The 21,027-nt window shown below is 60.8% G+C and carries 18 protein-coding genes; 5 read left to right on the top strand and 13 right to left on the bottom strand.

The window, feature by feature from the left end:
• Positions 1-77: 77 nt before the first annotated feature.
• Positions 78-1,781 carry a dihydroxy-acid dehydratase gene (gene ilvD / locus CQ017_RS15420; protein ID WP_105554433.1) on the bottom strand — a complete coding sequence of 568 codons (1,704 nt, stop codon included), beginning with the start codon at positions 1,779-1,781 and terminating at the stop codon, positions 78-80.
• Positions 1,782-1,898: 117 nt separating this feature from the next.
• Between ilvD and CQ017_RS15415 the strand changes: the two genes are divergently transcribed.
• On the top strand, positions 1,899-2,360 hold the full coding sequence (locus tag CQ017_RS15415) for a hypothetical protein (RefSeq protein WP_105554432.1): 462 nt from the start codon (positions 1,899-1,901) through the stop codon (positions 2,358-2,360).
• Between the two features lie 93 nt (positions 2,361-2,453).
• Here the strand turns inward: CQ017_RS15415 and CQ017_RS15410 are convergent, their stop codons facing one another.
• The 3 genes from CQ017_RS15410 to CQ017_RS15400 form a co-directional block, all read right to left on the bottom strand.
• A complete protein-coding gene (locus CQ017_RS15410) occupies positions 2,454-3,857 on the bottom strand; it encodes a polysaccharide deacetylase family protein (RefSeq protein WP_105554431.1) in 1,404 nt (467 codons plus the stop codon).
• A 137-nt stretch (positions 3,858-3,994) separates the two neighbouring features.
• On the bottom strand, positions 3,995-5,014 hold the full coding sequence (locus tag CQ017_RS15405; protein WP_105554430.1) for an NAD(P)-dependent oxidoreductase: 1,020 nt from the start codon (positions 5,012-5,014) through the stop codon (positions 3,995-3,997).
• Positions 5,015-5,105: 91 nt separating this feature from the next.
• Positions 5,106-6,467, bottom strand: a complete 1,362-nt coding sequence (locus CQ017_RS15400; protein ID WP_105554429.1) for a nucleotide sugar dehydrogenase — start codon at positions 6,465-6,467, stop codon at positions 5,106-5,108.
• A 337-nt stretch (positions 6,468-6,804) separates the two neighbouring features.
• Between CQ017_RS15400 and CQ017_RS15395 the strand changes: the two genes are divergently transcribed.
• Together CQ017_RS15395 and CQ017_RS15390 are read left to right on the top strand one after the other, a co-directional pair.
• Positions 6,805-8,133 carry a glycosyltransferase family 2 protein gene (locus CQ017_RS15395; RefSeq protein WP_105554428.1) on the top strand — a complete coding sequence of 443 codons (1,329 nt, stop codon included), beginning with the start codon at positions 6,805-6,807 and terminating at the stop codon, positions 8,131-8,133.
• 335 nt (positions 8,134-8,468) lie between these two features.
• A complete protein-coding gene (locus CQ017_RS15390; RefSeq protein WP_105554427.1) occupies positions 8,469-11,117 on the top strand; it encodes a LuxR C-terminal-related transcriptional regulator in 2,649 nt (882 codons plus the stop codon).
• Between the two features lie 99 nt (positions 11,118-11,216).
• Here CQ017_RS15390 and CQ017_RS15385 read toward each other — a convergent pair whose 3' ends face one another.
• The 9 genes from CQ017_RS15385 to CQ017_RS15345 all read right to left on the bottom strand — a co-directional run bounded on the left by CQ017_RS15385 (position 11,217) and on the right by CQ017_RS15345 (position 18,623).
• Complete coding sequence (locus CQ017_RS15385; protein WP_105554426.1) at positions 11,217-12,377, bottom strand: N(5)-(carboxyethyl)ornithine synthase; 1,161 nt, start codon at positions 12,375-12,377, stop codon at positions 11,217-11,219.
• A 133-nt stretch (positions 12,378-12,510) separates the two neighbouring features.
• Positions 12,511-13,029 (bottom strand): isopentenyl-diphosphate Delta-isomerase, encoded by a 519-nt coding sequence (gene idi / locus CQ017_RS15380; protein ID WP_105554425.1) that lies wholly within the window; start codon positions 13,027-13,029, stop codon positions 12,511-12,513.
• Between the two features lie 32 nt (positions 13,030-13,061).
• Positions 13,062-13,922, bottom strand: a complete 861-nt coding sequence (locus CQ017_RS15375; RefSeq protein ID WP_105554424.1) for a prenyltransferase — start codon at positions 13,920-13,922, stop codon at positions 13,062-13,064.
• Positions 13,919-14,254, bottom strand: coding sequence for a lycopene cyclase domain-containing protein (locus CQ017_RS15370; protein WP_105554423.1), 336 nt, complete (start codon positions 14,252-14,254; stop codon positions 13,919-13,921). Before CQ017_RS15370 ends, CQ017_RS15375 begins: the two co-directional genes overlap by 4 nt.
• A complete protein-coding gene (locus tag CQ017_RS15365) occupies positions 14,244-14,594 on the bottom strand; it encodes a lycopene cyclase domain-containing protein (RefSeq protein ID WP_105554422.1) in 351 nt (116 codons plus the stop codon). Before CQ017_RS15365 ends, CQ017_RS15370 begins: the two co-directional genes overlap by 11 nt.
• Complete coding sequence (crtI, locus tag CQ017_RS15360) at positions 14,591-16,180, bottom strand: phytoene desaturase family protein (RefSeq protein WP_105554421.1); 1,590 nt, start codon at positions 16,178-16,180, stop codon at positions 14,591-14,593. Before crtI ends, CQ017_RS15365 begins: the two co-directional genes overlap by 4 nt.
• Positions 16,177-17,055: a squalene/phytoene synthase family protein gene (locus CQ017_RS15355; protein WP_105554420.1), complete on the bottom strand. Its 879-nt coding sequence runs from the start codon at positions 17,053-17,055 to the stop codon at positions 16,177-16,179. The genes crtI and CQ017_RS15355 overlap by 4 nt, the downstream gene beginning before the upstream one ends.
• Before the next feature lie 3 nt (positions 17,056-17,058).
• Positions 17,059-18,159: a polyprenyl synthetase family protein gene (locus CQ017_RS15350; RefSeq protein ID WP_105554419.1), complete on the bottom strand. Its 1,101-nt coding sequence runs from the start codon at positions 18,157-18,159 to the stop codon at positions 17,059-17,061.
• On the bottom strand, positions 18,156-18,623 hold the full coding sequence (locus tag CQ017_RS15345; protein ID WP_105554418.1) for a MarR family winged helix-turn-helix transcriptional regulator: 468 nt from the start codon (positions 18,621-18,623) through the stop codon (positions 18,156-18,158). The genes CQ017_RS15350 and CQ017_RS15345 overlap by 4 nt, the downstream gene beginning before the upstream one ends.
• A 118-nt stretch (positions 18,624-18,741) precedes the next feature.
• Between CQ017_RS15345 and CQ017_RS15340 the strand changes: the two genes are divergently transcribed.
• Together CQ017_RS15340 and CQ017_RS15335 are read left to right on the top strand one after the other, a co-directional pair.
• A complete protein-coding gene (locus tag CQ017_RS15340) occupies positions 18,742-19,560 on the top strand; it encodes a tryptophan-rich sensory protein (protein WP_258133741.1) in 819 nt (272 codons plus the stop codon).
• Positions 19,557-21,026 (top strand): SDR family oxidoreductase, encoded by a 1,470-nt coding sequence (locus CQ017_RS15335; RefSeq protein ID WP_105554417.1) that lies wholly within the window; start codon positions 19,557-19,559, stop codon positions 21,024-21,026. The genes CQ017_RS15340 and CQ017_RS15335 overlap by 4 nt, the downstream gene beginning before the upstream one ends.
• The last annotated feature ends 1 nt before the right edge of the window (position 21,027 follow it).

Below are 21,027 nucleotides of genomic sequence, written 5' to 3'. Positions count from 1 at the left end.
TGTATCTCATTATACGAGATGGATGTCCATTGGTTGGACGCTTTGGCGTCCAACCAATGGATCACGCTAGCTTTTGGCTAGCCACAGTAGGCGCCGGTTGACGCCGAGTTGACCAGCTTCGCGTACTTGGCCAGCACACCGGTGGTGAACTTGGCAGGCAGCGGCTCCCAGCCGACCTTGCGGGCTTCCAGCTCGGCTGGCTCAACCAGCAGGTCGAAGCTGCGCGCCTCGATGTCCACGCGGATCTTGTCTCCGTCCTGGACGAAGGCGATGGGCCCGCCGTCCACGGCTTCGGGGGCCACGTGACCGATGCACAGCCCGGTGGTGCCCCCGGAGAAGCGGCCATCGGTGAGCAGCAATACGTCCTTGCCCAGGCCTGCACCCTTGATGGCGCCGGTGATGGCGAGCATCTCGCGCATTCCCGGTCCGCCTTTGGGGCCTTCGTAGCGGATGACCACTACGTCGCCGGCCTGGATCTTGCCCGCATCGAGCGCCTCGATGGCGCTCTGCTCGCGTTCGAAGACGCGCGCGGTGCCCTCGAAGACGTCCGCGTCGAAGCCAGCTGACTTCACCACCGCGCCTTCCGGGGCCAGCGAGCCGCGCAGCACGGTCACCCCGCCGGTCTTGTGGATCGGGTTGTCCATGGCGCGCAGGATCTTGCCATCTGGATCCGGTGGGGCAATGTGCTCGAGGTTCTCCGCCATGGTCTTGCCGGTGACGGTCAGGCAGTCACCGTGCAGCAAGCCGGCATCCAGCAGCGCCTTCATGACCACCGGCACCCCGCCGATGCGGTCCAGGTCGTTCATCACGTAGCGGCCGAACGGCTTCAGGTCTGCCAGGTGCGGCACCTTGTCGCCGATGCGGTTGAAGTCGCTCAGGCTCAGTTCGACCTCGGCTTCGCGGGCAATGGCCAGCAGGTGGAGCACCGCGTTGGTGGAGCCGCCGAAGGCCATGGTGACGGCGATGGCGTTCTCGAAGGCCTTCTTGGTCATGATGTCGCGGGCGCGGATGCCCTTGCGCAGCAGTTCCACCACCGCCTCGCCGGATTTGTGCGCGAACATGTCGCGGCGGCGGTCGGCCGAGGGCGGGGCCGCCGAGCCAGGCAGGGACATGCCCAGCGCCTCGCCGATGGAGGCCATGGTGTTCGCGGTGTACATGCCGCCGCAGGCGCCTTCGCCCGGGCAGATGGCCCGTTCGATGCGACCCAGGTCCTCTTCGCTCATCTTGCCGGCGGCGCAGGCGCCCACGGCTTCGAAGGCGTCGATGAGGGTGACGTCTTTTTCGGTGCCGTCCTCCAGCTTCACCCAGCCGGGCATGATCGAGCCGGCGTAGAGGAACACCGAGGAGAGGTTCAGCCGGGCGGCGGCCATCAGCATGCCGGGCAGCGACTTGTCGCAGCCGGCAAGGAGCACCGAACCGTCCAGGCGCTCGGCCATCATCACGGTCTCGACCGAGTCGGCGATGACTTCACGGGAGACCAGCGAGAAGTGCATGCCCTCGTGGCCCATGGAAATGCCGTCCGAAACGGAGATGGTGCCGAACTGCATCGGGAAGCCGCCACCGGAGTGGACGCCTTCCTTGGCGCCTTGCGCCAGGCGGTTCAGCGAGAGGTTGCACGGGGTGATTTCATTCCACGAGCTTGCGATGCCGATTTGCGGTTTGACGAAGTCGTCGTCTCCCATGCCGACCGCACGCAGCATGCCGCGCGCCGGTGCCGCATGGATACCATCGGTGACCACACGGGAACGTGGTTTGATGTCTGGGGTAGTCTCCTGGCTCATAAATCAAATTCTAGAAGTCAATATGACCAATTGGACAACCCATGACGCGACAATGACATATTTCGCTAAACGAGGAGACTGATCAAATTGTCCAGCATTATCGGTAGAGTGTGAGTTATGGACCCACGCCCAGACGAAAATCCTACCGACCACGTCAAGCGCCTCCTGCACGAGGCCTTTGATACGCAGATCCCTAACTTCGCCAGCTACAACCTGGTAGCAGGGACCGGCATTGCTGGCTCTGGTGGGCTCAAGGTCATTGGATATCGACGTCAGCCAGCCGAACTGGTCCTCGCCCCGGTCTCCTCGGCGGACCTGCGCGCTTCCGAAGCGGCAATCACGATCAACAACACCAACGTGAACCAGCTGGCCCTGCTCAGCGACGGCGGCTATGAGGTAGCCACCTCCACCGGACGGGTGTTCCGCTTCAGCATCCCCAGCCGCCCCAGCATCGACATCCATATCGATGACGCGGTGACGCTCGGCGCCCTGATCGACCAGGAAGTCGATGCGCGCGACTTCGCGGACTTCATGGACCACTTCATGAACACCATCGAGGGAACCGAGAGCTTCGTCTAACCACCGGCATTTTCACGACAGTTCACAGCGAAGCGCAGCGGCCCTCCGGCCGCTGCGCTTCGTCGTATCCGCCTTATGCTTCATCCCGCACGCTTAGTCCGAGTACACCGACATTTCCACGTCATCGGCGTGCAAGATACCCTCGCTAAATAAAGACAGTCCAAATGACAGACCGGTGAACCCTTCCGGTATCGCAGGAGCAACCCATACCGCTTCCTTGGCCGCATCGGTCGGTGCCAACCAGTCTGAAGCAGTCCAATATAGCCAGTCCCCCTGCGGATCGCGGAGGTACAACACAAATTGGGCTGTCGTCGTCGCGGAATAGGTCGCCTTCATTTCGTAGCGCTCCCCCGGGATGATTTGGGTAGCGCATTCGCCCAGATCCAGACGCTGCAGAAATTTGAAATCGCCGTCCCGATAGTTGGTGATTTCTAGCCTCACACCGTCTGAATCGTTGGTTGCCTTCGGCTCTACTCGAGCATGGCCATTATTTTTCCCATACCCGGCCGCTTGCCAGCATCGAGAGAAATCATCACCCCTAGGCTGCTCGCTAAAGCCTGAGTTGACCACCAAGTTGCCCTCGGTGTTAGCAGGTAGTTCTGGTTCATCTACGATCGGACGGATCGGACCGCCAACCACCTCATCCACCGTCCGAACGACGGTCCCGGTTTTTTGCTCTCGGTCCTTGAGCCAAGAAACGAATTGCGCAAAGTCTTCGGTCTGCACAGAAATTTCATTGCAGCTCGATGGGCACAAATGATGGAAGGTAATCTGGATCCACCCGCCCCCGTTTTCTTCCGCGTTCAGCACCAGATTCTGCATGTCCTCAACGGTCCAGTCAGCATCCACCATGGCCGGAGCCAAGGTATGCCAGATGTTCTTCGGATCAAAGGACTCGGCGTATCCGCAGCCTTCGCAACCGGTCACGGACTCTATCCCGCCTAATCCCCGTGCGCTGTTGTACCCGCAGTCCGCTACGGCCTGTTCGATGGCCGGGTTGGACCCGGCCTCGGGGAACGCAAAGCTAGTTACCTGGTATCCCCAATTGCTGAGGTTTTTACGATCCATACATATTTGGCGAACGGTTTCCACCGGTTCCAAGTCGCTCAAGTTGCGGTGCTGCACACCGTGTCCAGCGATCTCATGACCGGTGTTCGCCATGGCATCAAGTTGCGCTCGCGAAAAGTATCCCGGACTGTCGAGAACCGAGGAATTCACGTAAAAGGTACCTTCAAGCTCAATCTCGTCGAGTATTTTTACGGCTTCATGCTGGCTCGCATTCCCATCATCAAAAGTCAGTGACACAACCGTTTTGTCGCGGTCATAGTCACGTCGTTCAAGCTGTGGTGGCGATTGATGCACCGTATCTAACCGCGGCTCCGGAGGAGCCGGTGCTGGACCTTTGGCTTTCATGGTTGGTGAGCTAAACAGCACGTCGGCCGAAACGCATCCTGTGAGCAAAGCCCCCGCACTAAGAAATGCCACCAACATCTTCATCCCACGCTTTGACGCAGATTTCACGTACTCCCACTCATTTCAATTAAGTCTTGGTGTAGTTGCAAACTGAGTTCGGAATTGCCGAGGGTCCGTCCGCGTAGGGCAGGACGGACCCTCGGCAATTGCTTTCAGATGATCTAGACGGCGATTTTCAGCATTGCGCCGGGCCGTCCCATGAGCCGCTCGTTGAGTGCACCACGGGATTCCAAGTCCTTCGCGACGTGGTCGATAATCTGCTCGACGTTGGTGTGCGGAACGAACCCGATGAGCCGATTTGCCTTGGTATTATCTGGCACGCGGCGGCGCATGTCTTCGTACCCTGGGGCATATGCCTGGTCGTAAGGAATTAGTTCAATTGTGCTTTGGCCACCTACGCGCTGCAGAATCTGTTCTGCCAACGCGCCGATGGAAATTTCTTGGGAACCGCCGAGGTTGTAAGCCTGGCCGTAACTGCGCTCGTTTTCAATCAGGGCAACCAGCGCTGGCACCACATCGCCGACATAAGAGAAGCACCGGGTCTGCTTGCCGTCTCCGAACACGCTGAGCGGCTGTCCGGTCAGCGCCTGGCCAATAAGGTTTGGCACCACCATGCCGTAGCGACCGGTCTGGCGTGGACCAACGGTGTTGAATAGGCGCACAATTGAAACTGGAACTCCGTATTCGTTCCAGTAACCATGGGCGAAGGCCTCATCAATGCCCTTGGCGGCCGCGTAGGTCCACCGTGATTTCAACGCGTCGCCGAGAATTCTGTCGGAATCCTCGCTGAGCGCATCGGTTGAGTTCTTGCCGTAGACCTCCGAGGTGGAAGCTAGCAGCAGCTTCGCGCCGGCGGCTTTGACAGCGTCCAGCACGTTCTCGGTTCCATGGATATTTGTGCGCAGGCTCACCAATGGTTGCTCAACAATGAGTTGCACACCTACTGCAGCAGCCAGATGGAAGACCCTGTCAGCCCCTGCGATTGCGCTGCTTACAGCTTCTTTGTCTAGAACTGTCCCCTCGATAAAGTTGAACTTCGGGCTTTTGAAAGCCTCTGTGAGGTTATCCACTGTGCCCGTGGACAGATCGTCAAAAACTGTTACTTCGTCACCTGCGGCCAGCAGGTAGTCTGCCAAGTGGCTTCCAATGAATCCGGCTCCGCCGGTAATGACTGTGCGCATGTTTTCTCCTGATAATCATGGCAATGGATCCCTCGTACCCGTTCCGCCTCATGGATGCGATACGTGGAAATGAAAAGGTGTGTTGCTGTGCCTAGAGCAGGACCCGATGGGTAAGTTCCTCGGCGCGATAGGTGGCGTCGAGGACAGTGGTTTCCTTGTTGATCCAGGACAGGTCCGCCGCGGCGTGACGAGTGTGGAGCAGGACCAAGTCTGCGTTGAATTCGGCAGGCTTCGCGCAGCCGATAATCTGTTTGCCGTTCACAGTGACCGACTCTGGAAAATGGTGGTCATAGAAGGCCACGTCGGCTCCGGCTGCGATCAGCTTGTCGATGATCTGCAGCGCCGGCGATTCGCGCAAATCTGCCACATCAGGCTTGTAGGCAAGTCCGACTACGAGTACACGAGACCCCAAGAGCCCCTTTCCGGTATTCGACAGAACCTGGGCGCAACGAGCTACGGTCTGCGCCGGGCGTTGTTCAATTCCTTCCATGGCCGCGGCAATCACCGGCAGGCTCATGTTGTGGGCCCGAAGCTGCCACAACAGATAGTGCGGATCGCAGGGAATGCAATGCCCGCCCACACCGGGGCCCGGAGTAAACGGCATAAATCCAAATGGCTTGGTGGCGGCCGAATCAATAACTTCCTGAACTGGCAAGTCAAGCACCTGGCACGCCTGGGCAAATTCGTTGGCCATGGCAATATTTACTGCGCGGAAAGTGTTTTCCAGCAGTTTGGTCATCTCGGCGACTTCCATTCCGCTGGTGCGGTGCACGGTACCGGTGTAGCTAGCGAGTAGTTTCACTGCCGCTTCACGGCACCTAGAGGTGTATCCGCCAACGACACGAGGCACATCTTCAATGCTGAAATCGGAAACGCCCGGATTGATGCGTTCAGGGCTAAAAGCCACGCTGATATCGGCACCTGGTACCAGAGAACGCTTACGCAGCGGTTCAACGATCATTTCGCGGGTGCACCCGGCATAAGTCGTCGACGTCATGAGGATCAATTGTCCGGCGACTGCTTGTTGCACGACCATGCGGCTCGCACTGGCCAAAATCGAAAGGTCCGGTACATGATGCCCATCGACAGGAGTTGGCACGCAGACAATGACCGCCGCCGCCCGAGACAGATCCGTCGATTCTTGGCTCAGCGTCCACGAATCTGAGGCCAACGCACTGGCCAAACGCTGGTGATCCGTTGGCAGAAGATCAACTTCGCGCGCCTTGATGTCTCCAATACGCTTACCGCTGATGTCGAAGCCTAGTACCTTGGCACCCGAAACATGGTGCGCCAAGGCTGTCGGCAAGCCAACGTAGCCCATTCCCACGATCGCGACGTCATAGTCGAAGTCCCGGCCCGGCTGTGGACGGTTTCTCACTTTTACTGCCCACGGCTCGCCGCTGTCGAGTTGTTTTTGAGCCTGAAGACCGTCGGTAATCAATTGTGTGGTCATATGCTTCCCCCAAGAAGTTCTTCGATTGCCCCAAGGCAAGAATTGCTTGCCTTTTGTGATTGGACGGACCATTTCCATGGGTTGCAAGACTGTCTGTTCGCCCCCAAAAAGCTTTACGAACAGGTTCTTGTGCAGCCAAGACCCAGTGACCGCTGGTCCGCCCAAAACAACACTGGGCCACGGTCCAGGCTGCTGGCTACGTCCTGCGCGAACACTTGGGGTTAACCCCATGGGGTTGTTTAACTGTGGGGTTAACCCCACTGAGAATCATTGGCTGACCGAGAAGTAAGTGGTTAGCGTCGAGTGATGGAAAGTTCATTTGTTCCTTGGGGGAAACATGTTAATAATCATCATCGCCTTGGCAGTCACGGTCGTGGGGCTGACCACCATATTGTGGTCAACAGCCGGATTGCTTCGTCTAGTGACCGAGGTATCGCTGTATCCGAAAGAACCTGCCAGAGGACGTAAAAATCTGATAGCGGGGCGGGATTATCCTGACTATTCACAGGTAGCGGTGCTCATTGCCGCACACAATGAGGAACTGGTCATCGCCAAAACTCTGCAATCGGTACTCGCCCTGCTGCCGGCCACCCAAATCTTCGTCGCTTCTGATGGCTCAACGGATAAGACCGCCGGCATAGTCCGGTCCTTTGGAGCACAAGTAATCAGCCTGAATCCAAACCGTGGCAAGGCTGGCGCGTTGGCAGCTGCGGTAGAGCATTTCCAGCTGGACTCCGGATTCGAAGTTGTGATGCTGCTGGACGCAGATACCCAGCTTTCCCCCGATTACTTTTCAACCGGTCTTCCGCAATTCGCAGACCCGCAGGTCGTGGCAGTCGCAGGGCGGGCCCGAACGATCTTTGACCCGGCACCGGCAACCCTCATGGGCAAGGTGCTGGTGGCTTACCGTGAACGTCTCTACCAATTCGTGCAGGTGCTCGTGAAGTATGGCCAGGCGGCTAAGAAAGCCAACGTGGTCAACATTGTTCCTGGATTTGCGAGCATGTATCGGGCTCGAATACTCCCTGAAATCGATATTGCGGCAGAAGGGCTAACCATTGAAGATTTCAACATGACCTTCGAAGTCCACGCCAAGAAGTTGGGACGCGTGGCTTTCCATCCTGGTGCCGCCGTGGCTTACACCCAAGATCCAGATAATCTCGGCGATTACATCAATCAGGTGCGACGCTGGACGCTGGGCTATTGGCAGACTGTTCGACGCCATGGGCTACACATCGGCAAATTCTGGGCAGTTCAGGCGCTGTACATTGTTGAGTTGGTGAGCTGCTCGCTGTTCTTCTTGCTACTACTTCCCGCTTTGCTGGTCAGCGCCGCTGCTGAAGTAGCTTTGAACTTCTGGGCAGACCCGAACGGTGTGATCACCACGCTATCTGGAGTATTGCCCCCTTATGCACTCCTTCTGGGGCTTCTCATTCCTGAATTATTGCTGACGCTCTTTGCTGTGGTAATGACCCGTCGCATGTCTTACCTTTGGATGGCGCCGCTCTTCCCGTTTCTGCGCGTGGTGGATTCATACCTGTGCATTGCTACCTTGATTCGATCCTTGCGTTCGGGATCCACTGGCATCTGGAACAGCCCGACCCGGCGTTTCTTGCCCCCTGCCATATCCGATCAGGGGGAAACATTTTATGATGATGCCCGCTAGCCCGGGGCCTGCTCGCAGCAATCGGATCGACTTAACGTTTCAACCATGTGCATGCAAACCCGAGGATAATTTCTAATAAATTAAAGCGAGAAGGAAGGAAAATATTACGGACAAGTGAGCTATAGTTTTTGCGCAAATTGTTTTTAGGTCATATTCTTGAAATAGCTATAAAATCAAGTCGTTTGTGAATTGCCTACTGGGGAGTAGTGCATTCACTACCGCTACAACTCGCAAAGTTGATGGCGCAACAACTGTACTTTGGGGAGTACTATCCATGCTATTTCTGCCTCTGAGCACCATTTTTTCGACAACTTCTCAATCTGCGAGGGGTTGCCATGCGTAATCGCCAACAGCTTCTGGCCAAGCTTCGAAAGTTTACTCACGGATATCGCGATCGTGCGGCGATCATTTCCGGAGGGCCGGGATTGGGAAAGTCCTGGACTTTAGAGCAGATTGGGCAACAACTCAACGGTCAACCGCACCGGTTAATTCGATCGAGTAAGCATGAAACCTCATGGCCGTTGTCTGGACTTTTGTCGTTTCTTTGCGCCGTCCCGCTCAAACTATCGCCAAAAGTCACCGAGCTATTTCCCAACGCAGTAGATGCCCAGGTGGACTGCTACCAAATTGCTATGGCCCTGCACCAAGAGCTCGTTGAGAAGGTAGAACCCGAAATGGTTTTTCTCATTGACGATTTAGACTTAATGGATGCTGCCAGTCAGCGAATTATCGGTTTTCTCGCCAGTCGCATGCAGGGAAATCGCGTCAGCTTTATTACGACAATCAGCACGGATCGCGTTCCCGAGCCCTTCGAAGCCTTTCGGAGGTACAGCTTGGACAGAATGGATCCTACAACCCTGAAGCAGGTCGCCAAAGACCACTGCATCGTCGACCTTCAGGATTCCGTGGCCGAAGTGCTAGCACAATTCGCTCACGGTAATCCTGGAACCATTGTCGAACATGTCAAGTCGCTAACAGATGCGCAATTGGAGAACCACTGGCCACTGGCGATTCCCTATCGTCCAAGGCAAGAATCCAGCGCGACTATGAGTGACTTGCATGCGCAGTTTACTCCTGCGCAGATCAACGCGTTGCGTTATATTGCTATTGGTCCTCTGATCTCATATGCCAGCGCCTTGAAGCTGCCGGAGGTAACCAGCTTCGACCTCCGCGAACTAGTCACTGCCGGGATCGTCTCACTGCACGAGGATATGCTAAGCCTTCCGGATCTTTTGATGCGCAGCCGTTTGTTCTGGAGCGCCGATTGTCCGAACCGGATCCAACTGCATAAGCATGTCGCCGAGATATCTGAGACGCCGGCACTGAAGCTCTTTCACGAAAGCCACCTTGACGATTCGATGGCCCCGTCCGGAGAACTCATCATCGCCGCCATTGAGCTACTCAAACGAGGCAGAATCCACGCTGCCATCGAATTCGTTGAATGGGCGCTAGTCCGGCTCGAGGAAGAGAACCCTGTTCCCGAACTACTCGCCTACATCTTGCAGCTGCTGCGCAGCGGTCAACTTGGAATTGCACAGCGCTACACCCAATACACCTTGACGCTGGAAATGACTTCCAGTGAAAAGCTCAAACTAATGACCCTGGAGTTGGAACTGATGGCTCTTAAAGGAACCTTCATTCCGACATCAAGGATTTATAGCGCAGTTGATGAACATCAATGCGAACATCACGCATTGTGCGGAAACTTGCTGAGCATGAGTGCTCTCGCGCTTTGTTTGAACGGCCAATTGGAAGATGCCGGTGCGGATCTGCGCCGCGCCAAAGAGCTATTCACCAAAGCGGATTCAGACGGGACACCACGATTTTTGCAGGCGCGGATGGTGCACGACTCATACACCCAAAACTTTGATCCAATCCTGTCGGAATCGCAAGTGATCAGCCGCGCGAAGCCAGGCGAAGTGGATGAAATCACCTACTTGACTGTCGCATCGGCGCTCTCGGAGCTCGGTCAGCACGAGCAAGCGCGAGCCACCTTGGCACGACTATTAAGTGGTGCGCATGGCGTACCTTTATATAAATCTCTGGGCTTGCTCTACGACGCACAATTGGCAATCAAGGCCCACGATGTTCCCCGTGGTTTGAAAGCCGTTGAACGGTGGAATTCTTCGGCTAACGCAGGGTTGATGCGTCCGTTGCCTCGAATTATTAATGCTTGGTACTGGCTCATGAAGAACCGCGCGGACAAGGCGATGCCTATCCTTGATTCGCTTCGTCCTTACGCCCATGACGAGATCCCCTCGATTTACGCCAGCAGAGTCACCGAATTGGCGGGTCTCCATGCACTGATGAGCGGCAGATTCGACGAAGCCGCTACGCATTTCCAGCACACGCAACTCACGTACCGGAAGATAGTTAATACCCAGTATGTGGAAACCTGCGTGAACCTGATCGAGGCCCTAGCCTCGGCCAATCATCCCGAACAGGCCGCCAATGAATTTCGTGCAACGCAATCTCTGATGGCGTCGGTGAAGAGCCGCCAGGCGAAGTTGCTCCTGCGTCGTGCCCAAGCCATTGCCTTGCCCGGCGAAGTGGCCCTCTCACGCTTTCAATCGTTGCTGGAAACCTGGCAGCCTGGCGACAGTTTGTTGGAACTTGCAAGAATCCACCACTGCTATGGTGTGCGCTTGGACTTCATGGGCCGCCAAAGCCAAGCGGTGAAGCAGTTCATCGCGGCCAAGACAATTTACCGCAATATTGGTGCCCTAGGTTGGGCCGATAGCGTTGTAAAACTACTGTCAAAGGTAGACGACGCACCGACGTCCGAACCCGAGCTGGAGTTGCTGACTCATGAAGAAAACCAGTTGGTCTCGATGGTTCGCCAAGGCCTAACAAACAAGGGCATCGCTGATGAGTTGTTCATATCAGTCAGCGCGGTCGAAGCGAGGCTTACGCGGCTATTTCGAAAGACCGGGACGCGCAATCGGCAACAACTCTCTGCGCATTTCGCGCTGCGCATCGCCTAGGAGCATGTGTTTTGCCCCTGCGCCGGATGAATCCGGCTGGCGCAGGGGCATTGCACATTCGATGGCTAGCTACCGTTAGTGGCTAGCGATCCCCCAAGCCTATGCTTGGCTTCGCGCCAGCTCGTGCGGATACTGCGCGTGGCGCTTCTGGAACTCCAGGATGGCCGGATTCTTGACCACACCCTCCTGGATCTCGATGGCGCGCATGATCGTTTTGTTTTCTTTCCACTGCTCCGGTCCGCCCATGACCTCCTCGAGGAACGGAAGCAGCCCCAGGCTGATTTCCCAGCTGGCCGAATTCCACAGGTACGAGGGTGAATGATCCACCGCGTAGTAGTTGATATTCGGCCCCACCTTGAACATCGGCTCGGCAAAGGAAGTCGGTTTCGCCCACTCGAAACCCATGCCTTCATCGCAGGAAACATCAACGATGATGCTTCCGGGATAAAAGGCATCCAGCTGCTCGGTGCTCAGGTACATTAACGGGGCATTCGGATCCTGCAGGGTGCAATTGACCACGATGTCGCTCTCGGCGAGGAACGGAGCCAAGGGAACCTTACCTTCGTCGGTGATCACTTCGCTCAGATGCGGCCCGCTTTCGTGCTCGAACTGCACCATCGTCACCGCGTGGATCGGCGAGGCTACCGCCGCCACGGCGCGGGAGGTGAGCACCTGGATCTCGTTGATGCCATGGGCGCGCAGTGCGGTGACCGCCCCGCGAGCGGTAGCGCCGAAGCCGATGACCACCGCCGAGAGCCGGCGCCCGTAGTCTCCGGTGACCCCGCACAGCTGCATGGCGTGCAGCACCGAGGCGTAGCCGGCGATCTCGTTGTTCTTGTGGAAGACGTGCAGCCCGAAGCTTCCGTCGCTGCCCCAGTGGTTCATCGCTTCGAAGGCGATGAGCGTCAGTTTCTTGTCCACCGCCAGCTGCGTGAGCTTTTCGTCCTGGACACAGTGCGGCCAGCCCCACAGCGTTTGCCCCACACGCATTTCTTCGAGATCCGCGTGCTGCGGCTTGGGCAAGAGCAGAATGTCTGCGGATTGCATGATCTCGCTTCGGGTGGCGATTTTTCCGACCAGCGGGGCGAGTTGTTCGTCGTCGATGCCACAGGGTAGACCGTAGCCGGTCTCGACGATCATCCGCTTTCGGAAGTTCTCATCGATCCGTTCAAAGTGCAGCGGGTGGATCGGCAGACGCCGTTCGTCCGTCTTCTGCGAAGTTGCGATGACACCTAGTGAAAGGTCTTTTGTCGAATCCATGCGTCGTTTTCTCTTTCTATGTGGGACAGGCCACAACGGACCGCCCCATACAACCCACGGTACAGTGCCCTACCAAACGCCTGGCTTGCCTCGGTATCAACGCGCTGCCCGGGAATCGAGAAAACGAGCGGACTCAGGGAGTGGGGCGCGGCGAGAATTCGGCCAGCTGCCAGCCCATCCACGGGCTGAATGCCCACGGGGTGCCTTGCACGGCGACTTCCAGCTTGTCCGCCTCGACCCACTGGTAGTCCATGACCTCCTCCGGGTTGGGCGCCAGCTCGTTTTCCAGGGTGGCGATGAAGACCGGGCAGCGTTCATTCTCCACGATGCCGCTGGCATCCACCGCGCGGTAGGCGAACTCCGCCAGCACCACCCGCAGGTCGGCAATTTGCGCACCGAGCTCATGGGCCGCGTGCCGGCGCACCGCGTTTACCAGTTCCTCACCGGGCATCGGGTGGCCGCAGAAGGAGTTGGTCCAAACCCCGGGCCAGGTCAGCTTCGACAGGGCGCGGCGGGTCACCAGCAGCTGTCCTTGCGCGTTGAACAGGTAGCAGGAAAAGGCTTGGTGCAGCGGGGTGTTCTCCGTGTGCACTAGTTCCTTCGGGCACGAACCGATCGGTTCGCCATCCTCGGAAAGCAAGATGACGTCCATAGAATGTTGTACTTCCTTCTCTGCCTACTGGGCTACGCGAACATGGTGGTGTAAATAATCAGCATAGTGAGCAGGAAGCCGCAGAGGTAATTGATCCAGAGAAATCTCTTCCACGCAGCGTTCACCGCCCCGGAACTTGCATCGCTCACTGCCAGATGCGGCAGCACGTTGAGCACGTAGGGAACTGCCAGCAATGCCGCGCCGGCCGCAGGCCAGGACAAGCCCAGCAGCAGCACTGCCCCGGCCAGCAGATAGGCGAGCAGCACCAGGTACAGCGTGATCCGCGCGCCGAGCACCGTGGCAATCGAACCCAGCGCACCGGCCCGGTCCGGGATGATGTCCTGGATGGCGCCCAGGGCATGGCTTGCCATCCCCCAAAGCAAAAACGCGCCGAAGACGCACCACTGGGTGAGGGTCAATCCGCTGCCTGCCAGTACCCAGCCGTAGACCGCCGGGGACACAAAATGCACCGCGCTGGTCAGCGAGTCCAGGCCCGGGCGTTCCTTGAAGCGCAAGCGCGGTGCGCTGTAGGCCAGCACCGCGGCCACGCTGGCCGCCAGCACCGCGTTGGACAGTGCGGTGCCGCCAATAGCCAATGCCGCGATGAACGGAAGCGAAATGACCAGGCAGGCGGAGAGGATCCTGCGGTGCGTATCCTTGGACAGCAGCGCGCCCTCGACGCCGCCCTTGCGCGGATTGCGCAGGTCCGACTCGTAGTCGAAGACGTCGTTGACCCCGTACATCAGCAAGTTGTACGGGAACAGGAAGAAGATCGTTCCCACCACCAGCAGCCAATCGATGCGCTGCCCGGCGATCAGATAGGCGGCCGCAAACGGGTAGGCGGTATTCACCCAGGAGATGGGGCGGGAGGTGGCGAGGATTGCGCGGATCATTTACGGCTCCCCTGGTTTTTGTGCTGTGCTGTTGGTTTCCCGCCAAGCAGCCACCACAGGGCGGGCATCAGCAGTACCGCGCACAACGGGTAGAGGAAGTCTTCAAGCGGGGCGCGTCCAATGCGCACTCCCAGCAAGGTCTGCTCGCCGTAGTCGAACAGGCCGGCCGCGATCATCACGTTGTCGAAGATCGCGGTGAGCAACACCATGATCAGCAGTGCCAGCCCCAATTCCGGAAGCGCGGCGGCCGGCCTGATCCGCCGGTACAGCAGGGCACCGATCAGGGCGAGCGCGGCGAGGGCCGCAAACCAGAAGCCCAATTCAAGAAACATTTCCCGCTCCTTCCCCGCGTGGCCGCGCAGCGGCTTTCGGCTCGCGCAGCAGCGCAATCCCGTTGACCACGATCATTGTCGAATAGCACAGGAAGAACAGGAAAAACACCTCTTCGAGCGGAAGCTGCTCGGCCACCATGATCCCGGTCATCAGCGCCGAGTCCAGGTGCAGGAAGATGCCTTGGGCGATGGCGATCACGTCCCAGAGCAGGAAGAATGCAGTCCCCAGCACCAGGCTAGCCAGCGCGGCCAAGGGCTTGGCGAAGACAAAGAGCCTGAAGCGCGCATCGAGCAGCCCCATGCAAAAGATGAGCCCGAGCAAGATCAGCAGATAGGTCATTGGCCCGCTCCGCACAATCGCGCCCACTGCGCCTGGTCGATGGCGCCGGGCGTATCGATGCCGTTTACCGCCTTGGCGGCCAGCTCCCCGCTGATCAGGCACATCGGCACCCCGATCCCCGGGCGCACCGAACTGCCGGCGAAGTAGAGCCCGGCCACCTTGCTGCTCTGGTTGCCAGGGCGCAGCATCGCGCTTTGCCCCAAGGTGTGGGCCAGGCCGAGGGCGGAACCGCGGAAGGCGCCATATTGCGTGAGGAAGTCCGCCGGTCCGATGCTCTGGCGCACCACCACGCGCTCGCGCAGGTCCGGGATCCGTGCCCAGGCGGCCAGCTGGTCGATGGCCGCGTCCGCGACCTGCTCCACCCTGAGATCCCCTTGCCCATCGGCTCCCCCGCTGCCCCATTCGGGCAGCGCCGGCGCGGGAATGAGGATGAACAGATTCTCATGGCCTTCCGGGGCCACACCCGGGTCCGTGGCGCTGGGCTTGCAGACGTAGATGCTCGTCTGCTCGCCCAGTTCGCGGCCTTCGTGGATCCGGGCAAAATTATCATCCCAGTCGCGGGTGAACAGCAGGTTGTGGTGCTCCAGCTGCGGGAGCCGGCCGGAGATGCCCAGGCAGAGCAGCACCGCACTGGGGCCCGGGTCCTTGGACTTCCAGCTTTTCGCCGGGTGGCTGTGCAATTCCGGGTCCAGCAGCTCGCCCTCCAGGTGGTGCAGATCCGCGGCGCCGATGACGAAGTCCGCTTCGGTGCGCTGCACGTTGCCCTCCTCATCGACCCAGCGCACCGCTTCCACCGCGGGTCCGGGACGCTTCCCGGTTTCGATCTTCGTCGCCGTGGCGCCCAGGTGCACGGTGGCGCCCCGGGAGATGGACAGCTGGCCCATGGCGTCCGCGAGGCCTGCGAATCCGCCCATCGGGTATTTCACTCCGTCCACCAGATCCAGGTGGCTCATCAATTGGTACAGGGCCGGGGTGCGCCGCGGGCTGGAGCCGAGGAAAACGGCCGGGTAGCCGAGGATCTGGCGCAGCTGCCGGTTGCCGAACCGCTTGGCTATGTAGCTTTGCAGGTTGCTGGCCAGCAGCGGCGCGAGGCTCCGCGCATGGCGCGCGAGTCCAGGGTTGAGCAGTCCCTTCAAGGAGCGGAAGTCGTCATAGAGGAAATGCTTCAGTGCCAGCGCGTAGCTGGTGCCGGCCTGGGCCAGGTATTCATCCAGCGCCGCGCCGGATCCGGGCTCCAGCTCCTCGAAGAGTTCCCGGACCGCGTCGCCGGTGCCCACGTCCACCGGCGCGGCGCCGTCTTCGAAGAAGGTCCGGTAGCCCACCGGCAGCTCGCGCAGCTCCAGGTGCTCTTCCACGCGCGAGCCCATCAAGTTGAACCAGTGCTCGAAGACCTCGGGCATCAGGTACCACGAGGGACCGGTGTCGAAGCGGAACCCACCGCGTTGCAGGCGTCCGGAACGCCCGCCGAGGGTGGGGTGCTGCTCGAGCACGGTCACCTGGTGCCCGCTGGCGGCCAGCAGCCCGGCGCTGGCCAGCCCGGAGAACCCGGCGCCGATCACCACGACGCGGGAGGAAGAAGTGCTCATTTGCTGCTCCAAGAAATAGTGCCGAGCATGGTCCTGGCCGCGATCAGGGCCTTGCGCGGGGTCGAGACGGAGATCCGCTGGGTGAGCAGCTCGCTGGCCGCGGTGCGTTCGAGCTGCCGGTTCAGTTCGGCAAACAGATCGTGGGCCATGCGCACCGCGCGTGCCGCGCCGGGCGGAAGCAGCGCGATGCCGCGCTCGGCGACGGCAAGGTCGGCGTAGATCTCGGCCACCAGCGCGGATTTCTGCGCTTCGGAGAAACCCTGCGCCGGGTCGCCCGGGAAATAGCTGCGTCCCAGCTGCTGGCTGTCTGCGGCCAGATCGCGCAGGAAGTTCACCTTCTGGAAGGCCGCGCCCAGGCTCCGGGCGGCGGCGGTGGCCTCCGGGGTGTGGCTTCGCTGGCTTCCGGGCATGGCACGGAACACCTGCAGGCACATCAGCCCCACCACCTCGGCCGATCCGTAGATGTACTGCTCCAGGGATTCGGCGTCGTGCGCGCTGCGCAGCAAATCCGCGCGCATGGAGGCGAAGAACGGGCGGGTCAGCTCGGTGCCGATGCCGGCGGCCCGGGCGGTGGCGGAGAATGCGTGCACCAGCAGGTTGGTGCTGTACCCGCTGTCCAGGCCCTGCTCGGTTTCCGCTTCGAGCGCCTCCAGGGCGGCGGCGACCTGCCGGGCATCCAGCCCGGCTTCGCGGGCTACCCCGTCGACCACCTCGTCGGCCAGCCGGACCAGGGCGTAGATGTTGGCGATATGCCTAGCCGTGTCCCGGTCCAGCATTTTGCAGGCCAGCGAGAAGGAGGTCGAGTAGGAGCCGATCACCACGCGGGCGCTGCGCTGGGCGGTGTCCGCGTAGCGCTCCAGATCTGTGGGTTCCATGGCTCAGTTGCTCCGGGAGAGGATCAGGGCGGTGCATTCGTGCAGCATGCGTTGCGCGGCAGCAGGCAGGCGCAGGAAGGTGGCCGAACGGGTGGCGGAGGCGCAGAGCTCGTTGGCGAGTTTGCGGGCGAACTGCTCGGCTCCGGATTCTTCCAGGGCGTGGCGCAGGGTGGCCATATCGCTGTGCCCGGTCCGGTAGGAGGCCAGCAGCGAGCTGAAGCCCTCCTGTTCGCTGGCCAGCGAGATCAGAATGGTGCTCTTGGCTTCGCGCAGATCCGAGTCGTTGGGCTTTCCGGTGGCCTCCGGCTCCCCGAAGGTCCCCAGCACGTCGTCGATCACCTGGTAGGCGATGCCCAGCTGGCAGCCCACCGCGCCGAGCCGCGCGGCTTGCTGCGCGCTGGCTCCGGCGAGCAGGGCTCCGGCCTGCAGCGGAAGCTGGAAGGAATAGGCGGCGGTTTTGAGCTCTTCCATGCGCAAGACCTCCCCGGTGGTGGCCGGCTCTTCTAGCAGCGAGTAGAGCAGGTCTTCGAGCTCACCGGCCCCGGCCTGCGCGATGGCCTGGTGGAAGGCCTCCTCCACGGCTGCCTCGCAGTCCAGGCCGTGCCCGGCGCGGGCGGCCAGCTTGATCGCCTCCGCCAGCAGCAGGTCCCCGGCGATCACCGCGGCGCTGTTGCCGAGGTGCTCGGCATCGGCCGCGCACCGTCCGGCGGCCAGCGCCTGGTCGCGGTAGTGCGCCGACAGGGTCGGCCGGCCGCGGCGCATGTAGTCGCGGTCGATCACGTCGTCATGCATCAGCAGGGCGGTATGCAGCAGCTCGAAGGCGCAGGCCAGATCCTTCGCGCGGCCCGGGTCCGCCCCGGCGAACGCCTGGTATCCGAGGAACACCAGGGCCGGGCGGGTGAGTTTTCCGTGTTCCACGCTGCGCGCGATCGCCTCCCAGAGCTGCGCGGTGTGCGGGGAATAGGCGCCGGCCCGTGCCTTGGCCTGGTCCAGGATGGTTTCCAGATGCCGGCGGATTTCGGCCAGTGTCCGGGTGTCGGCAAAGCCGGGCAATCCGGGGTCCTTGCTCGAAGGTGCCGTGTGTGAGGTGGCGTGGATGGTCATGGCCCTTTGCTCCATAGGTGGGTTTCGGTGTCGGATTCCAACGCTTGGCAGGCCTCATGCAGGAAGCCAAGCACCGTGTGCTGTTGCTGCTCGTCCAGTTCCCGGAAGGCCCGGTAGATTCCGCGCAGGCTTCCCGCGGCTTGCTCCGGGAGGCCGGGAAAGTTCGCTCCCTGCAAGATCAGCTTCTTGCGCCGGTCCTGGGGATGGTCCTGGCGGCGAATGTAGCCATGGGCCTCGAGCCGGTCCAGCACGGAGGTGATTCCCGCCGTGGAGACCGAAAGCTTGGCACCAAGCTGTCCGGGACCGAGTTGCTTATCGACTCCCAGCGCGTTCAACGCCCGCAGATCCGTGTCGTTCAGGCCCAGTTCCCTGCGGTATTCGTCCTCGGCCGCCGCGTAGGCATGCTGGAATTGGCGCATGAGTCGCAGCACGCTAGAGGACCTGGGGTCCGCGGTGGTAGCCATGAAGAACTTCTCTCGCTAGGTTGATTATTAGCTTCGCTAGATACATCATGGTTTAAGTATCTTCATTTGTCGACTCCAGTTTCAAGATCTTTGGCCCACCAACCGCGAGGAGCGGATCATGAAAGAACCACAACACAGCGCATCGATGGCCCCTTGGCCTACGGTGATTCTGGAAATCGCGGCTCTGGGCGCGGCGATCACGGCGGCGTTCATCGGCAGCGGCGCCCTGGGCGGCACCTCCATCCAAGATGCTGCCGGCGGCTACCTCGGTGCCGATTCAACCTTGCTGGCCCCTTCCGGTCCGGCATTCTCCATCTGGAGCTTCATCTATCTGGGGCTTGCGGTGTTCGCCGTCTACCAGGCCTTGCCCGCGGGGCGGCGCTCGGAAACCCTGAGGGCACTGCGCCTGCCGGTGGCGGCCTCCGCGCTGCTGAACGCGGCCTGGATCGCGGTGGTGCAATTCGACCTGCTGGCGTTGAGCGTCGTGGTGATTTTTGCGCTGCTGCTGGTACTGATCTGGATCCTGGTCCGGCTGGTGCGCTTCTCCAGCAGCTCGCGGGCCGAGCATTGGATCATGTGGCTGACCTTCGGCGTCTATCTGGGCTGGGTGAACGTGGCAAGCATTGCCAATGTCTCGGCGCTGCTCTCCTCCTGGGGCGTGGGAGAAAACGCCGCATGGGCTCCGGTTGCGGCACTGGTTATGCTGGCGCTTGCCGTGATTATCGCGGTGGCGGTCTGCTGGTACTGCAGGGGAAAGCTCTACACGGCGCTGGCCATGGCTTGGGGCATTGCCTGGATTGGGCATAGCCGGCTCACCGGGTCCAATGAGTCCGAACTGGTCGGCTACTCGGCGCTGGCGGCCGCGGCCTTGCTGCTGCTCTGCGCGGCCGGAGTCGCCCTGCGCTTGCGCGGCCGAGAAGAATTGAGCCAGCCATGAGCACCATTGCGGTCACCGGCGCGACCGGATACATCGGCGGGCGGCTAGTCCCCTTGCTGCTCGAACGCGGGCACCGGGTGCGCGTGCTCACGCGCAGCGCCGACCGGCTGCGCGACGTCCCCTGGCGCGAGCAGGTAGAGGTTGTCTCCGGAACCCTGGAGGACGGCTCGGCGGTCGCACGGCTCTGCGCCGGAGCGGACGTGGTCTATTACCTGGTGCATTCGATGTCCAGCACCAAGAATTTCATGGCCGCCGAGGAACGGTGCGCGCACAGCATGCTGAAAGCGGCCACCGAGGCTTCGGTGGGACAGCTGGTCTACCTCTCCGGGCTGCATCCCGAGGGCGAACTCAGCGACCATCTGGCCTCCCGGGCCAAGGTGGGCCGGATCCTCGGATCCGGCCCGGTCCCCTTGCTCACCTTGCAGGCGGGCCTGGTGATCGGTTCGGGCTCCGCCAGCTTCGAAATGATCCGGCATTTGAGCGACGTGCTGCCGGTGATGCCCGCGCCGCGCTGGGTGCTGAACAAGGTCCAGCCCATCGCGGTGCGCGACGCCCTGCATTATCTGGCGCGCTGCGCGGAACTGCCGGCCGGCAGCTGGGGGACCTATGACATTGGCGGCCCGCTTGCCTACAGCTACGCCGAGCTGATGCGCAGCTACGCCGTCCAGGCGGGACTGCGCAAGCCGTGGGTGATACCGCTTCCGCTGCTGACGCCGCGGCTGGCCTCGCATTGGGTTAATCTGGTCACTCCGTTGCCGCATACCCTCGCCGGCGCGCTGGTTGATTCGCTGCAGCACGATTGCCTGGTGCGCAACCGGGCCATCGATGAGCTGATAGACCGCCCCGAAGGCGGGCTGACGGACTATCCACGCGCGGTCGCGCTGGCCCTGGAGAAAATCCGCACCGACTCGGTGGACACCAACTGGGCTACGGCGCACCCCGTTTCGGCCCCCGCGGATCCGCTGCCTTCGGACCCCGAGTGGGCCGGGCACCGGGTCTACGTCGATGAGCGAACCCAGGACAGCGCGGCAAGCGCCGCCGGGCTGTTCACGGTGCTTGGCCGCATTGGCGGAGAGTCCGGCTACTTCTCCTTCCCGCTGCTCTGGAAGGCCCGCGGGCTGCTGGACAAGCTAGCCGGAGGGGTGGGCCTGCGCCGCGGACGGCGGCAACGCGAAAAACTGGCGCTGGGAGACGTGGTGGACTGGTGGCGGGTCGAAGCCCTGGAACCGGGCCAGCTGCTGCGCCTGCGCGCCGAAATGCGCGTGCCCGGACGGGCCTGGCTGGAATTCCGGCTCAGCGACCAGGAGGCAGGAAAGGTGCGGCTGACCCAACGGGCCATCTTCTTCCCGCGCGGGCTCGCCGGACGGCTCTATTGGTGGTCCGTGTACCCGTTCCACGGCCTGATCTTCTCCTCGATGCTGCGCAGCATCATAACGCAGGCCGAAAACGAGAGCACCCCGGCCTAGG

It is taken from the genome of Arthrobacter sp. MYb224, assembly GCF_002975455.1.
Lineage (GTDB): Bacteria > Actinomycetota > Actinomycetes > Actinomycetales > Micrococcaceae > Glutamicibacter.
The sequence above is the reverse complement of the archived record's forward strand: the minus strand, read 5'-3'. Positions and strand labels throughout refer to the sequence as shown.

Bases quoted from the DNA above. Each gene is read 5' to 3' on its own strand.
- CQ017_RS15400 (WP_105554429.1), bottom strand. From the start codon at position 6,467: ATGACCACACAATTGATTACCGACGGTCTTCAGGCTCAAAAACAACTC.
- CQ017_RS15335 (WP_105554417.1), top strand. From the start codon at position 19,557: ATGAGCACCATTGCGGTCACCGGCGCGACCGGATACATCGGCGGGCGG.
- CQ017_RS15375 (WP_105554424.1), bottom strand. From the start codon at position 13,922: ATGATCCGCGCAATCCTCGCCACCTCCCGCCCCATCTCCTGGGTGAAT.
- CQ017_RS15345 (WP_105554418.1), bottom strand. From the start codon at position 18,623: ATGGCTACCACCGCGGACCCCAGGTCCTCTAGCGTGCTGCGACTCATG.
- CQ017_RS15355 (WP_105554420.1), bottom strand. From the start codon at position 17,055: ATGGAACCCACAGATCTGGAGCGCTACGCGGACACCGCCCAGCGCAGC.
- CQ017_RS15385 (WP_105554426.1), bottom strand. From the start codon at position 12,377: ATGGATTCGACAAAAGACCTTTCACTAGGTGTCATCGCAACTTCGCAG.
- CQ017_RS15350 (WP_105554419.1), bottom strand. From the start codon at position 18,159: ATGACCATCCACGCCACCTCACACACGGCACCTTCGAGCAAGGACCCC.
- ilvD (WP_105554433.1), bottom strand. From the start codon at position 1,781: ATGAGCCAGGAGACTACCCCAGACATCAAACCACGTTCCCGTGTGGTC.
- idi (WP_105554425.1), bottom strand. From the start codon at position 13,029: ATGGACGTCATCTTGCTTTCCGAGGATGGCGAACCGATCGGTTCGTGC.
- CQ017_RS15405 (WP_105554430.1), bottom strand. From the start codon at position 5,014: ATGCGCACAGTCATTACCGGCGGAGCCGGATTCATTGGAAGCCACTTG.
- CQ017_RS15370 (WP_105554423.1), bottom strand. From the start codon at position 14,254: ATGTTTCTTGAATTGGGCTTCTGGTTTGCGGCCCTCGCCGCGCTCGCC.
- CQ017_RS15415 (WP_105554432.1), top strand. From the start codon at position 1,899: ATGGACCCACGCCCAGACGAAAATCCTACCGACCACGTCAAGCGCCTC.
- CQ017_RS15340 (WP_258133741.1), top strand. From the start codon at position 18,742: ATGAAAGAACCACAACACAGCGCATCGATGGCCCCTTGGCCTACGGTG.
- CQ017_RS15390 (WP_105554427.1), top strand. From the start codon at position 8,469: ATGCGTAATCGCCAACAGCTTCTGGCCAAGCTTCGAAAGTTTACTCAC.
- crtI (WP_105554421.1), bottom strand. From the start codon at position 16,180: ATGAGCACTTCTTCCTCCCGCGTCGTGGTGATCGGCGCCGGGTTCTCC.
- CQ017_RS15410 (WP_105554431.1), bottom strand. From the start codon at position 3,857: ATGAAGATGTTGGTGGCATTTCTTAGTGCGGGGGCTTTGCTCACAGGA.
- CQ017_RS15395 (WP_105554428.1), top strand. From the start codon at position 6,805: ATGTTAATAATCATCATCGCCTTGGCAGTCACGGTCGTGGGGCTGACC.
- CQ017_RS15365 (WP_105554422.1), bottom strand. From the start codon at position 14,594: ATGACCTATCTGCTGATCTTGCTCGGGCTCATCTTTTGCATGGGGCTG.